Source organism: Natronospira elongata (assembly GCF_034931365.1).
In the GTDB taxonomy this organism is placed as follows: Bacteria; Pseudomonadota; Gammaproteobacteria; order Natronospirales; family Natronospiraceae; genus Natronospira; species Natronospira elongata.
On record NZ_JAYGII010000003.1, the window covers coordinates 109,822 to 122,971 of the forward strand.

The 13,150-nt window shown below is 61.2% G+C and carries 13 protein-coding genes and 1 tRNA gene; 4 read left to right on the top strand and 10 right to left on the bottom strand.

Annotated features, from left to right (window positions below):
- Nucleotides 1-96 precede the first annotated feature (96 nt).
- The 4 genes from VCB98_RS02575 to VCB98_RS02590 are packed head-to-tail and all read right to left on the bottom strand — an operon-like array spanning nt 97 to nt 2,771.
- Nucleotides 97-630, bottom strand: coding sequence for a pilus assembly PilX family protein (locus VCB98_RS02575; RefSeq protein WP_346050174.1), 534 nt, complete (start codon nt 628-630; stop codon nt 97-99).
- Complete coding sequence (locus VCB98_RS02580; protein ID WP_346050176.1) at nt 630-1,796, bottom strand: PilW family protein; 1,167 nt, start codon at nt 1,794-1,796, stop codon at nt 630-632. Before VCB98_RS02580 ends, VCB98_RS02575 begins: the two co-directional genes overlap by 1 nt.
- Complete coding sequence (gene pilV / locus VCB98_RS02585; protein ID WP_346050178.1) at nt 1,780-2,274, bottom strand: type IV pilus modification protein PilV; 495 nt, start codon at nt 2,272-2,274, stop codon at nt 1,780-1,782. The genes VCB98_RS02580 and pilV overlap by 17 nt, the downstream gene beginning before the upstream one ends.
- Nucleotides 2,271-2,771, bottom strand: a complete 501-nt coding sequence (locus VCB98_RS02590) for a GspH/FimT family pseudopilin (RefSeq protein ID WP_346050180.1) — start codon at nt 2,769-2,771, stop codon at nt 2,271-2,273. Before VCB98_RS02590 ends, pilV begins: the two co-directional genes overlap by 4 nt.
- A 172-nt stretch (nt 2,772-2,943) precedes the next feature.
- On the opposite strand from VCB98_RS02590, the gene gshA reads away from it, so the two are divergent.
- Nucleotides 2,944-4,515, top strand: a complete 1,572-nt coding sequence (gene gshA / locus VCB98_RS02595) for a glutamate--cysteine ligase (RefSeq protein ID WP_346050181.1) — start codon at nt 2,944-2,946, stop codon at nt 4,513-4,515.
- 529 nt (nt 4,516-5,044) lie between these two features.
- Here the strand turns inward: gshA and VCB98_RS02600 are convergent.
- Nucleotides 5,045-5,791 (bottom strand): RNA methyltransferase, encoded by a 747-nt coding sequence (locus tag VCB98_RS02600; RefSeq protein WP_346050183.1) that lies wholly within the window; start codon nt 5,789-5,791, stop codon nt 5,045-5,047.
- 130 nt (nt 5,792-5,921) lie between these two features.
- Between VCB98_RS02600 and VCB98_RS02605 the strand changes: the two genes are divergently transcribed.
- Complete coding sequence (locus tag VCB98_RS02605) at nt 5,922-6,719, top strand: inositol monophosphatase family protein (RefSeq protein ID WP_346050185.1); 798 nt, start codon at nt 5,922-5,924, stop codon at nt 6,717-6,719.
- Between the two features lie 102 nt (nt 6,720-6,821).
- Here the strand turns inward: VCB98_RS02605 and secF are convergent, their stop codons facing one another.
- The 5 genes from secF to queA are packed head-to-tail and all read right to left on the bottom strand — an operon-like array spanning nt 6,822 to nt 12,272.
- Nucleotides 6,822-7,814, bottom strand: coding sequence for a protein translocase subunit SecF (secF, locus tag VCB98_RS02610; RefSeq protein ID WP_346050187.1), 993 nt, complete (start codon nt 7,812-7,814; stop codon nt 6,822-6,824).
- Nucleotides 7,815-7,823: 9 nt separating this feature from the next.
- The gene (gene secD / locus VCB98_RS02615; protein ID WP_346050189.1) at nt 7,824-9,680 is read right to left on the bottom strand and encodes a protein translocase subunit SecD; all 1,857 of its coding nucleotides are present in this window, start codon (nt 9,678-9,680) and stop codon (nt 7,824-7,826) included.
- A 33-nt stretch (nt 9,681-9,713) separates the two neighbouring features.
- The gene (gene yajC, locus VCB98_RS02620) at nt 9,714-10,043 is read right to left on the bottom strand and encodes a preprotein translocase subunit YajC (protein WP_346050191.1); all 330 of its coding nucleotides are present in this window, start codon (nt 10,041-10,043) and stop codon (nt 9,714-9,716) included.
- Nucleotides 10,044-10,092: 49 nt separating this feature from the next.
- Complete coding sequence (gene tgt / locus VCB98_RS02625; protein ID WP_346050193.1) at nt 10,093-11,220, bottom strand: tRNA guanosine(34) transglycosylase Tgt; 1,128 nt, start codon at nt 11,218-11,220, stop codon at nt 10,093-10,095.
- The gene (gene queA / locus VCB98_RS02630; RefSeq protein ID WP_346050195.1) at nt 11,217-12,272 is read right to left on the bottom strand and encodes a tRNA preQ1(34) S-adenosylmethionine ribosyltransferase-isomerase QueA; all 1,056 of its coding nucleotides are present in this window, start codon (nt 12,270-12,272) and stop codon (nt 11,217-11,219) included. Before queA ends, tgt begins: the two co-directional genes overlap by 4 nt.
- 138 nt (nt 12,273-12,410) lie before the next feature.
- On the opposite strand from queA, the gene VCB98_RS02635 reads away from it, so the two are divergent.
- Together VCB98_RS02635 and VCB98_RS02640 are read left to right on the top strand one after the other, a co-directional pair.
- Nucleotides 12,411-12,497 (top strand) — tRNA-Leu (locus VCB98_RS02635).
- Between the two features lie 53 nt (nt 12,498-12,550).
- The gene (locus VCB98_RS02640) at nt 12,551-13,090 is read left to right on the top strand and encodes an NUDIX hydrolase (protein WP_346050197.1); all 540 of its coding nucleotides are present in this window, start codon (nt 12,551-12,553) and stop codon (nt 13,088-13,090) included.
- The last annotated feature ends 60 nt before the right edge of the window (nt 13,091-13,150 follow it).

A 13,150-nucleotide genomic window follows, 5' to 3' on the forward strand; every position in this document is an offset into this window, starting at 1 on the left:
TCCTGCTCCCGGTATCCTGCAGCCAACCGACCCGCAAGCCTGGTTGTTGCATATCTGATGCCCTCGCCGTATCGGCCAAGAGAATCTTTGGTGGCACTATCGACGATAAACCACCTGAAGAATGACTTCCGATTGCCCGCTGGCGCCCGTCGAACGGGCGACGATCCTATAATACTGAGTATCCTCGAGCGATTCGTCTGCTGCCAATGACCCGCTGGGGTCCGCAACAGGCGGCAGACGCTCGATGTAAAAAGCGGGCGCTTCGGCCAACAGGCCGTCCATATCGCCCCCGGCATAGGGCCTCACTCCACCAGCCCAATTGAAGTCCCGCCAGTGCGGTGCTGGTGAATCAGCGTGATGATAGAGCCAATTCAAACTGTCAAATGGCGGAAGGGTCGCTGACTCCGAAAGAAAGTTCTCCGCCTCGCGAATCGCTGCTTCGGCACCCTGGACCGCCAGGTGACGATCCCGTTGCCCACCCGCCATGCGTTCTTGCAGGGTGGTCGTTTGCATTGCAGTGACCCCCAGGACCGTAAGCAGAAGCAACACGATCAAGCTGAACAACAGCACTGCGCCACGCTGGCGAACCGGTAGCCCGTCGGGGACAGATTGTGCTCTCTGCCAATCCATTAGCGATTCCTCAGCCGAATCGTTGTACTAAAGGTGCGCCGATTCCTGCGGTCGAACTCATCCTGAATATCCACATTCACATTGGTGCGCTGAAGCGAGAAATCCCGAATCGGCTCGTCAATCTCACGAAGATTTTCCTCAGAGCGAACCAGCAAGCTGATGCGAACCGCCCGCACACTACCCCAATCCGTTACCTCATCCGCGGTAACATAACGATTGACATTGAAACTACCACTGGCATCACGCGTCCCGGTGGTATCGATGCCGTACAACACCTGCATGCTTTCAACTCCCGGCACTAGCTCTACCGCCCGCACGCCAAGCTCATCGTCGTCAGCATCGTCATCATCATCCAATTCGTCGGCAAAGACCTGACGCATTAAGGTTGGTACACCGGTGCTTGCAGGGACGCCAATGAAGTAGGCAGCTTGCATTGCTCGTGCCACCTCACCCTCTTCGCCCATATTCCGAAACCGACCAGGGATAGAACCACCGGGCTGGATATTGGAGTTCCCACCACTATCACAGCTGCCACAATTGTTATTGCGGCGGAAGAGAAAAGCCCGACCCGCACAATCGGTCGTCAATAGCATGGTCCCCTTGGGAAAAACTCCACCACCATCCGTATGCCATTGAGAACCATTGGTAACGGGAGGGACGAGATCTACGCCATCGTTCGACATATAGCGGACAACGAGCACGTCGCTTCCTTCAACGACCTGACCCGCCAGGACGGAGGGCAAGGCTGGAGACCACTGATCACCATCGTTTGGCGTCTCGGGCGTCAGGGCCGTAATCGGGAGATTGTCTCCCGGCCCGGTCCCCACTGCCTCAAAACCTTCGATTCCCTGCATGAACCGGGTGAAAAAATCGTCTTCGCCATCGATATGCGAATAAAAATCGATGCGTTCGGGATTCGACATGCACCCCATGTGGCCGGCCATCCGCAGATCACTCGTCATATAATCGATTGCGAAGCGGCCACTTTCCTGAACGCGAGACATACTCTCGTTGAGGGTATAGGCACCCCGCATGCCCGAGAACAGCTGGATCACGCCAATCATCAATATGGTGCCGATAGCCACCGCGATCATCAGCTCAACCAGGGTCAGGCCGGCTTGGCTACGCAAGGTGCGCGGTTTGATTGCTCTAGAGTTGCGTCGCATAACGGAATTCCCGCCTCTGATCTTCCGCTGTCCAGTCCTGCTCGCCATCTACATCCTCCGGCCGGCGTTCATCCAACCAGCGAACCCGGACGATCACATTGCCCTGGCCATCCACCCTGACCCGGGCCTGCCCATCCGGCAAGGCATTGCGGAGATTGGTCCACCAATCCTGCAGATCCATCTCCACCGCCTGATTGGAATGCCCGCCCGGCGGATCGCCATAGCTGTCGATATTGTAGGCACCCTCAAGAGCTGCCTGACGATTCGCTCGCATGGAATCGACAATCTCGTAGCTCAAGATCGTGGCCTGGGAACGCAGGTAGGCGCTGTGGTTGTTCTGCAGACCGACTACCTGCAGGCTTGCCAAACCCAACAGGCCGATACTCAATATCAGCAGGGAGATGAGAATCTCCAGCATGCTGAAGCCTTCTTCCTTGCGAGAGGAGACTCGATCACGGAATGCGACGCAAAGATTCATGGATTGCACTCCTCGCGCGTAACGCTGGTCCGGCCGGTGCGATTGAGCCGGATTTGCCTGACCTGGTCCCCCGTACAATTTGGGATCCGATGCTCGATATTCAGGCTATCAGTGACCGCGCCATTACCGAGAAAGGTTACAAGGCTCTTCCCGTCATCTTCGATCATGTTGGGCTCACCGGTCGGCGCCGACCAGACCCGCAACACATTGCCATAATCGCCTGGCTCGCCTTCGATCAGGATCCAGCCGCTGGCCCAGTCATTGCCACTGCCTGCACAGGTATCTTCGTCGGTACTGCGGCAGAGGGTCACAAGCCCACCGCGGCGAATGGCCTCGGAACGGGCCATGGTCACGGCGGTAACGAAGTCGTTGACCTGCGCTGTGACGCGATTATTCTGGACCATGGCGATAAAGCTGGGCGTCGCCAGGGCAATCACGGTCGCCGCCACTGCCACGGTGATAATCAGTTCCAGCAATGTAAAGCCGTTTTGTTTCATGAGACCTACTCTATTCAATGGCCAGCGGTTTTCAGCACCTGCCTCAACGGGCGGGACGAAAATCCCGACAAGTGGGTCAACACTCCCACGGTCGCCGTCCGTCGGCGCTTGACGGCCCGTTTCGCGCGCCCGATCATTGCAGGCCCCTAAGCCCGCTACCGAGGAGACCGTGGTGCCTGATCGCGTCGAGAAACGCCTGTCCCGCCTGCGAAAACAAGGCTGCATCAGCTGCCTGCGAAATGGCCGTCACGGGATAGAAAAGGAAAGCCTCCGTGTCACCGGCGAGGGCCGGATCGCGCTGTCTCCCCACCCGAATTCCCTGGGTGCCGCGCTTACCCACCCCTACATTACCACGGACTACAGCGAGGCTCTGCTGGAATTCGTCACGCCCCCGTTTGCGGATGTCAGCGAAACCCTGGCCCATCTTCAGGATTTGCACAGCTTCACCGCCCGCGTCCTGGCCCGCCAGGAAGAGATGCTGTGGGCCACCAGCATGCCCTGCGCCATCGGCGGTGATGAGGGCATCCCCATTGCCGAGTACGGCCGTTCGAACGGTGGATGGATGCGCCATGTCTATCGGCGGGGTCTGGCCTATCGCTACGGGCGGGCGATGCAGGTGATCTCGGGCGTGCACTACAACTTCTCTCTGCCACAGCGATTCTGGCAGCTTTTTGCCAACTCCGATGATGCCGGGGTCTTGCGGAACCATCGTGACATCTATTATTTCGGTCTGATCCGCAACTTCCAGCGCTCCGGCTGGCTGATCCCCTTCCTGTTCGGTGTCTCACCGGCGGTGTGCAAGTCTTTCCTGCAAGGCCGCAGCAGTCACTTCGAGGAGTTCGACGACCACACCCTGTTCGAACCCTGGGGCACCGCGCTGCGGATGAGCGACATCGGTTACAAGAACAAGAACCAGGCCGGACTGGGCATCTCCTACAGCGACCTGGAGAGCTACACCCGCTCGCTTGAGCGGGCCACACGAACCCCGGACCCGGAATACGAGCGGGTCGGCACCAAGGACAATGGGCAATGGCGGCAGCTCAATTGCAACCTGCTGCAGATCGAGAACGAATACTACTCCTTCATCCGGCCCAAGCAGAATGCCCGGCCCGGGGAACGGCCGGTGACGGCCTTGCGTGAACGAGGGGTGGAATATATCGAGGTCCGTGCCCTGGACGTGAGTGCCTTCGACCCTTTGGGAGTAGACGAGAGCCAGCTCCGTTTCGTGGAGGCCTTTCTGATCTATTGCCTACTGCAGGAGAGCCCACCGCTGAGCGAGGAAGAAGAACGAGAGATCGACGTCAACCAGCAGCGAGTGGCCTGCCGGGGTCGCCAACCGGGGCTGGAGCTGCTCCGGGATGGTCGAGCGGTGCGCCTGAGCGAATGGACCCGGGAGATTCTGGACGGCATGATCGGGGTCTGTGAGCTGCTGGATGCCAATCACGGACAGGGCCGATACCAGGCGGCGCTCAAGGCCCAGCAAGACAAGCTGGCCAACCCCGATCTGACCCCGTCAGCGAGGATGCTGCGGGAGATGCGTGAACATGGGGAGGGCTTTTTCGACTATGCCCACCGTCTCAGCCGCCAGGCCATGGAACATCACCTGGCACAGCCCTTGAGCCGCGAACGGGAGGCGGAGCTGACACGCTTGGCGGAAGAGTCCCTGGCGGCTCAGGCCCGGCGAGAAGCCGAGGATGACGTGGATTTCGAAACCTACGTTCGGCGTTATTTCGAGACGGCGTGAAGAGTTCAGACATGAGCAAACCCACCCGGTCCGGAGCCTACCTTGGGTGGTGATCACCTGGGCCGTGCTAGCGGAGGGATTGGTTCAGTCTTATGCCTTGGTGCCATCCGGAGGCTTTTGATCGCGAATATATCCGCGATTTCAGCGGCCAAATCGAAGGCAATCAGCTCATCCCTTTGAAAGCATCCTCAGCGAGCACGGCCGAGGTGACCTCAACCAACGGTAGGCCTAGGTGGCGACAGGCCTTTCCAAAACTGTGTGAGCCAGGGTGAGGCAAGACCGATGGTCCGGTGGACCATCGCAGCTTGCCGAACGCCCGCAAAGGGATGTGCGGACTGGACCGGGAGGCGGAGCAGGAATGCGCAGCCTTCCGGGCGAACCCAGAGCCTACATGGATGTATTAACGGCGTTCTTGGAAAGGCCTGTCGCCACCTAGGCCGGAACGCCACCCGTCACCGACATCGAAGGGCACTAACCCAATCGAAGCCAGCCGCCGAAGCAACCCGAACAAACACCAACTCCCAAAAGCCTACTCCCGATCCCGCCGCCGACGAGGCGCGGAGCCGCGGCCTTCGACGGCGCTGAGGATGCCGCGGAAAATATTGACCTCGTTGCGGTCAGGCGTGGCGCGGGCAAAGAAGCGGCGGATGCGGCGCATCAACTGACGGGGATTGTTCGGGTCCAGAAAGCCAATCTCCAGCAAGACCTGCTCGAAGTGGTCGTAGAGCTGCTCCAGCTCCCCGGCCGTGGCGTAGGGCTGATTGCGACCGCCCGTTTCCGGCAAGGCGCCGTCAATGGCAGCCATGCGCAATTCGTAGCACATCACCTGAACCGCCGCGGCAATATTCAGTGAACTGTAGTCCGGATTGGCCGGGATATGCAGCAGGCGATGGCAGCGGTCCAGCTCCTCATTGGTCAGTCCGGTCCGCTCACGGCCAAACAGCAGCGCGGCCCTGGCCCCGTCGGGCAGGGCCATGACCTGATTCACCGCCTCCCGAGGCCCCACCGGCTCCGCGCCGAGGCGCCGGGTGCGGGCACTTGCGCCCACGACAAGCTCGCAATCGGCAATGGCCTCGTCCAGGCTGTCCACTATGCGGGCCCCGGCAAGCACATCGTCGGCACCGGAGGCCCGGGCGCGGGCCTCATCATCCGGGGGATGGCGGGGCGAGACCAGCACCAGATCGTGCAGGCCCATGGTTTTCATGGCCCGGGCGGCCGAACCGATATTGCCGGGATGCGTGGTTCCCACCAGTACGATGCGCGTATTCAATTGCAAGCGTCTTTTCCTCTCAGCGACGGGAATACCGGGATGGCGGCGCGGCCTATGGTATCCTACCCGGCTTCCTGACCCCAGCAAGCCGTCCGATCTGGGGTATTAACAAGTCCAAGATGGAGGCCGGGAGCCCATGCACCCGTTTCTGAATATTGCCGTCCGTGCCGCTCGCAGCGCTGGCGACCAGATCATCCGCCGGATGGCGGACCGGGATTCCCTGAACGTGGCCAGCAAGAAGCGCAATGACTTCGTCAGCGAAGTGGACCATGAGGCGGAAGAGATCATCATCAACAGCATCCGCCGTCACCATCGGGACCATGCCTTTCTCGCCGAAGAGCGAGGCCAGGAAGGTGATTCGGACCATGTCTGGATCATCGATCCCCTGGACGGGACCACCAACTACCTCCACGGACTGCCGGTTTTTGCTGTCTCCATTGCTCACCAGTACAAGGGTCGGCTGGAGCACGGGGTCATCTACGATCCCATCCGACAGGAACTGTTCACCGCCAGCCGCGGCTCGGGGGCCTTCCTGGATGACCGGCGGATTCGTGTCTCCGGGCGCAAGGATCTGAACGGCGCCCTGATCGGCACCGGATTCCCCTTCACCGACCACCGCTATCTGGACGAGTACATGGCCATGTTCCGCGCCGTGGTCGAGAAAACCGCGGGCATCCGCCGGCCCGGGGCCGCCGCCATCGACCTGGCCTGGCTTGCAGCCGGGCGCATCGACGGCTTCTGGGAAATGGGCCTGAAGCCCTGGGACATGGCCGCCGGCGCCCTGCTCATCCGCGAGGCGGGTGGCATTGTCGGCACCCTCTCCGGCGGTACGGATTACCTCAAGACCGGCCACATCCTCGCCGGCAATCCCAAGGTCTTTGCCGCCCTCGGCCGCTTGATTCAACCGCATCTGCCGGCGGAGATGAAAAAGTAGTGCTGAGTGCTGAGTGCTGAGTGAAAAAAGCCCGGTTCCTGGCGGAACCGGGCTTTTTTTCTTTGCACTTCGTACTCAGAACTCAGTACTCGGTACTTGTCTTCACGGCTGGAAGGGCACGCTTTCCGTGTTCTCGTGATCCTCGCCTTCCTTCTTGGGCGGCAGGAGATCCTCGCGATTGAGATTGGTGACAATCAGGGTCGTACCGGCGATGTAAATGGATGAGTAAGTACCCACGATCACGCCGACAGTCAGGGCCAGGGCAAAGCCATAGATCACCTCGCCGCCGAAATTGAGCAGTGAGAGCAATACCAGCAGGGTGGTACCACTGGTCACCACGGTCCGTGAGAGCATTTGGTTGACGGAACGGTTGACCACATCAACCGCATCGGCCTTGCGCATCTTGGGGAAGTTCTCTCGCACGCGGTCGAAGAGCACGATGGTGTCATTGAGCGAGTAGCCAATCACCGCCAGGATGGCCGCCAGCACGCTGAGATCAAACTGGATCTGGGTCACGGAAAAGATGCCGAGCACGATAATGACATCATGAACCAGACAGGCAATGGCGCCCGGCGCCATCTTGTACTGGAAGCGGAAGGCGACATAGATCAGGATGCCAATGAGGGCAAACAGTACCGCCAGCGCACCCTGCTCCACCAGCTCGGCACCCACCTGAGGCCCAACGAACTCCACCCGGCGCATATCCACTTCCGGGTTCTGATCCCGCAGCACCGAAAGGACATGATCACTGACCATGGCCTGAGCCTCCACGGCATCATCGGCCTGCGGATCATCCACGCCCCCGGCTTCCGGTCCCAGACGAATGAGGATCTCCCGTTCGGTACCGAAGGTGGTGACCACGACTTCCTCGTAGCCGGCAGCCACCAGGGTTTCCCGAACAGTGGCAACGTCCTTGGCCTCGGGATAACCCACCTCAACGACGAAGCCGCCGGTGAAATCGATGCCGAAATTCAGCCCCTTGGTGGCCAGCGCCCCAATGGACAGCAGGATCAGCACAGCCGAGAGCACCAATGCGGGTATGCGCTTGCCACGGCCAACGAAATCGATCTTTGTGTCTTTCTTGATGATATCCATGACTGACCTCTAAATGGCGAGCGACTGCACTTTCCGGCCGCCGTAAATCAGATTGATCACGGCGCGGGTGCCCAGAATGGCAGTGAACATGGAGCAGATGATGCCCAGCGACAGTGTCACGGCGAAACCTGCAATGGGGCCGGTGCCGAAGCTGAACAAGACCACCGCCGCAATCAGGGTGGTGATGTTGGCATCGGCAATGGTCGAGAAGGCCTTCTCGTAACCGGCGTGGATCGCCGCCTGGGGTGTATTACCCGCTTTGATCTCCTCTCGTATTCGCTCGAAGATCAGCACATTGGCGTCCACCGCCATGCCCACGGTCAGCACGATCCCGGCGATGCCCGGCAGGGTCAGGGTGGCCTGCAAGGCAGATAGCAGCCCCACCACCATGACCAGGTTGAAGAACAGGGCGAGGTTGGCCACCAGACCGAAGACCTTGTAGTAGATCAGCATGAACAGAACCACCAGCAGGAAACCGAAGCTGATGGCCATGATCCCGGCCTGGATGTTATCGGCCCCGAGGCTGGCGCCCACGGTGCGCTCCTCGATGATATCCACCGGTGCAGCGAGGGCACCGGCCCGGAGCAACAGTGCCAGATTGCGGGCCATCTCGCTGCTTTCCAGATTGGTGATGCGGAAGCGGCTGCCCAGGGTGGTCTGGATGGTGGCGATACTGATGATCTCTTCCACCTCGGTGCTTTCGCGGACTTCCTCGCCGTTCTCGATGCGGGTCTCGGTGACTCGCTCCCGGAAGACCACCGCCATGCCACGCCCCACGTTCTGGCGGGTCACATCCGTCATGCGGCGACCACCCTGGGAATCAAGGGTCACATTGACCTGGGGCGCACCCGTTTCCGTGTCGAAGCCGGAACTGGCGCCGGTCAGCTGATCACCCGTGGCGATGACATCGCGCTTGGCCAATACGGGGAAGCCATCGCGATGCTGATACAACCGCGAGCCCACCGGCACACGCCCGGTTTCCTGGGCAAGATAGGGATCGTTGTCCTCGTCCACCAGACGGAATTCCAGCTGGGCCGTGGCCCCCAGGATGTCCTTGGCTCGGGTGGTGTCCTGGACACCCGGCAATTGAACCACGATGCGATCCGGGTTCTGGCGCTGCACCAGGGGCTCCGCCACACCCAGTTCGTCCACACGATTTCTCAGGGTGGTCCGGTTCTGCTCCAGGGCGTTGCGCTTGGCCTCTTCCAACTCATCGTCACTGATGCGGACGCGGATGGCGTCTTCCGCATCCATTGCCGTGACTTCCAGCTCGGGGAATTCACTGCGGATGCGGCGGATGGCCGACTCACGTTCCCCGGCGTCCCGCAGCCGCACCACGACGCCCTGATCCTCGTGCTCCGTGCCCGTGAAGCGCAGACGGGCATCTCGAAGCAGGTTGCGGACATTGCCGTCCACACGTTCCACCTCCTGCTCACGGACTGCGTCCATGTCCACCTGCAAGAGGAAGTGCACACCACCACGCAAATCCAGGCCCAGGTTCAGCGTCTTGAACCCCAGCTCCCGCATCCAGTCCGGCATGGCCGGCGCCTGATGAACCGCGACGACGAAATCCCGGCCCAGCTCGGCACGAAGTCTGAGCTGAACCCGATCCTGCTCATCGCTGTTGGCAAAGCGCAGCACAAGCTGGCCTTCCTCCATGCCATAGCGATGAGGCATGGGCTCATCGTATTCTTCCAGGATGGAGAGGATGCGCTCTACGGCCTGCTCGTTGAGTTCGGCCCGGTCGGTGCCGGAAACCTGAACCGAGGGATCCTCGCCAAACAGATTGGGCATGGCCAGGGCGCAGCCCACCGCCAGCACGACGACGACGAGCAGATTTTTCCAGGCGGGAAATTTATTGATCATGGCTTGCTGTCCGCATCGGCGACCGAGGCCGCATTACTTGTCTTCAAAAGTCCCGTTGGGCACCAGTGAGCCCACGGCGTGGCGCTGGATATACAGCTTCTGGCCGCCACCCACATTGAGGGTCACAAACTGGTCGTCGACCTTCTCGATCTTGCCGAGGATGCCGCCCTGGGTCACCACCTCATCGCCTTCCTTGAGACCGTCCACCATCTGGCGGTGTTCCTTCTGGCGCTTGGTCTGGGGACGGATTAGCAGAAAATAGAAAAGCACAATGATCAGGCCCATGAACATCAGGCTGACCCAGGGGTTGCCCTCGGCGGCGCCCGCCTCTTGGGCATAGGCACTGGCAATGAAGAAATCCATGTTTGAATCCTCGATTAAGTCACTTGAAAATTAGGGAATTTTTCGCCAGTCAGACGGGATTCTCCCGCAACGGCGGCACGGTTTTCCCCCGCTTCTCGTAGAAGTCCGCGACAAAATCCCCAAAGGTACCAGACTTGATCGCTTCCCGCATTCCCTGCATCAGTTTCTGGTAGTAGTGCAGATTGTGGATGGTATTGAGCCGGGCGGAGAGCACCTCACCGCATTTATCCAGGTGGCGGAGGTAGGCCCGGCTGTAATGGCGGCAGGTATAGCAGCCGCATTCCGGATCCAGCGGCCCGATATCATCCCGATGACGGGCATTGCGAATCTTGACGATGCCCTCGTGGGTGAACAGGAAACCGGTACGGGCATTGCGGGTCGGCATGACGCAGTCAAACATGTCGATACCCCGACGCACGCACTCCACCAGGTCTTCGGGGGTGCCCACACCCATGAGATAGCGGGGCCGGTCCGCCGGCAACAGCGGGTCCAGGGCATCCAGCACCCGGTCCCGTTCCTCCTTGGTCTCCCCCACCGACAGTCCGCCGACGGCGTAGCCGTCAAAGCCGATCTCCAGCAGACCTTCCAGGGAACGGGCCCGCAAATCCGGATACATGCCGCCCTGCACGATACCGAAGAGGGCGGCGGGGTTGTCGCCGTGGGCGGTCCTGGAGCGCCGGGCCCAGCGCAGCGACAGCTCCATGGACTCCCGGGCCTGTTCCTCACTGGCGGGATAAGGCGTGCACTCGTCAAAGATCATGACGATGTCCGAGCCCAACTCCCGCTGCACCTGCATGGATTCTTCCGGGCCCAGGAAAACCCGCGCCCCGTCCACGGGCGAGGCGAACTCCACCCCGGCCTCGGTAATCTTGCGTCGCTCGGCCAGGCTGAAGACCTGAAAGCCCCCGGAATCGGTGAGAATCGGCCCCTGCCAGTTCATGAAGTCATGCAGATCCCCGTGTCGGCTGATGATCTCGGTCCCGGGGCGCAGCATCAGGTGAAAGGTATTACCCAGAATGATCTGGGCACCGAGATCCCGGAGCTCCTCGGGCAGCATGGCCTTGACGGTGCCATAGGTCCCCACCGGCATGAATGCCGGGGTGTCGATCTCGCCCCGCTCAAATCGCAGGCGGCCGGCCCGCGCCCTGCCCTCACGGCTGAATAGTTCGAATTTCACGCCTCTCTCCTTGTCTGCCGGGCCCCCGGAGCAGGATCAATCAACATCGCATCGCCATAGCTAAAAAAACGATACGCCTGCTCAACCGCGTGGCGATAGGCCGCCAGGGTCTGCTCGTAACCGGCAAAGGCGCAGACCAGCATCAGGAGGGTCGACTCCGGCAGGTGAAAATTGGTAATCAGTCGATCCACCACCCGAAAGCGATAACCGGGACGGATGAACAGCCGCGTCTCGCCCTCAAAGGGCTCCAGCTCCCCACCTGCGGCCGCAGTCTCCAGGGAGCGCACGGCGGTGGTGCCCACGGCGACAACCCGTCCGCCACGGGCCCGGGTCTCGGCGATCTGGCGACAACAGTCCGCATCCACCCGCAGCCACTCGCTGTGCATGCGATGCTGATCCAGGTCATCGACCCTCACTGGCTGGAAAGTGCCGGCGCCCACATGCAGAGTGACGCGCGCCTGAGCGATACCCCGTTCGGCCAGGGCGCTCATTACCGCATCATCGAAATGGAGACCGGCAGTGGGCGCGGCCACCGCCCCGGGTTCGCGGGCATACACGGTCTGGTAGCGAGTCCGGTCATCGGCGCCGTCCTCGCGGCGAATATAGGGTGGAAGCGGCATATGCCCCTGGGCATCCATCAGCTCGGTGAGGCTGCCTGCGGCCAGACTCAGCTCGAACAGACCCTCCTCACGCCCGACCACCGTCAGCCAATGCGTATCCCCCACCTGGATGCGCGTACCCGGCCCAGGCGTCTTGCTGGCACGCACATGGGCCAGACAGTGACGCGGACCAATCACCCGCTCCACCATCACTTCCACGCGACCACCCGTTTCCTTTCGGCCGTGAAGGCGTGCGGGTACCACCCGCGTGTCATTGAAGACCAGCAGATCACCGGGCTCCAGGAGCTGGGGCAATTGACGGAATTGCCGGTCAGCAAGCCGGCCGGTGGCACCATCCAGGCACAACAGACGGCTGGCCGACCGCTCCGCCAGCGGTGTCTGGGCGATCAGCGCTTCGGGAAGCTCGAAATGATAGTCAGTACGCTTCTTCATGGCGGGCGGATATTACCACCCACCCCCGCCGGGCGTAAGGGAAGGCCAGCTCACCCCCGGGCGAGCCGTGTATACGGCCCGACCCGCAGTCGGGGGCTGCGGATCACCGGGGATTCATGGTATCTTTCGCGCTCACCCGCCCGGGTGGCGAAATTGGTAGACGCAGGGGATTCAAAATCCCCCGGCCGCGAGGCCGTGTCGGTTCGAGTCCGACCCCGGGCACCATTTTCTCCCGCCCATCCAATGCCGTCGCCAACCGCCAAGCCAGTGATGACTCCATGAATTTCTGCTCCGAGTGCGCCCAGCCCATTAGCGTACAAGTCCCCGAAGGGGATAGCCTGCCCCGTTATGTCTGTGAGCAGTGCGGTACCATCCATTACCGCAACCCCCTGCTGGTGGTGGGCTGCGTGCCGACCTGGGGCGACCGCATCCTGCTCTGCCGGCGAGCCATCGAACCGCGGCTGGGCTACTGGACCGTGCCGGCGGGCTTTCTGGAGAACGACGAAACCACCCGCGAGGGCGCGGCCCGGGAAACCCGCGAGGAAGCCTGCGCCGAAGTGGAGATCGGCAGCGCCGTCTCAATGACCCATGTGGTGCATGTAAACCAGGTCCATCTGATGTACCGGGCACGGCTGGTGAATGAGCGTTATGCTGCCGGCAGCGAGAGCCTGGAAGTGGCCTTGTTCCGACGTGAGGATATCCCCTGGGAGGAACTCGCCTTCCCGAGCGTTCGCTTCTGCCTGGAACGCTACTACCAGGACCTGGACCGGGGCACTGAGGGTTTTCACATCCAGGATGTCCGTCGTCCGGGCAGCTAGACCCTTGTCAGCTGTGGCACAATAGGCTTTTACTCAGAACAGCAATCACCCAGTCAGGGG

Coding starts and splice junctions, on each gene's coding strand:
- VCB98_RS02575 (WP_346050174.1), bottom strand. CDS start 630: ATGGATTGGCAGAGAGCACAATCTGTCCCCGACGGGCTACCGGTTCGC.
- secF (WP_346050187.1), bottom strand. CDS start 7,814: ATGGATATCATCAAGAAAGACACAAAGATCGATTTCGTTGGCCGTGGC.
- queA (WP_346050195.1), bottom strand. CDS start 12,272: ATGAAGAAGCGTACTGACTATCATTTCGAGCTTCCCGAAGCGCTGATC.
- VCB98_RS02605 (WP_346050185.1), top strand. CDS start 5,922: ATGCACCCGTTTCTGAATATTGCCGTCCGTGCCGCTCGCAGCGCTGGC.
- VCB98_RS02580 (WP_346050176.1), bottom strand. CDS start 1,796: ATGCGACGCAACTCTAGAGCAATCAAACCGCGCACCTTGCGTAGCCAA.
- secD (WP_346050189.1), bottom strand. CDS start 9,680: ATGATCAATAAATTTCCCGCCTGGAAAAATCTGCTCGTCGTCGTCGTG.
- VCB98_RS02590 (WP_346050180.1), bottom strand. CDS start 2,771: ATGAAACAAAACGGCTTTACATTGCTGGAACTGATTATCACCGTGGCA.
- pilV (WP_346050178.1), bottom strand. CDS start 2,274: ATGAATCTTTGCGTCGCATTCCGTGATCGAGTCTCCTCTCGCAAGGAA.
- VCB98_RS02640 (WP_346050197.1), top strand. CDS start 12,551: ATGAATTTCTGCTCCGAGTGCGCCCAGCCCATTAGCGTACAAGTCCCC.
- yajC (WP_346050191.1), bottom strand. CDS start 10,043: ATGGATTTCTTCATTGCCAGTGCCTATGCCCAAGAGGCGGGCGCCGCC.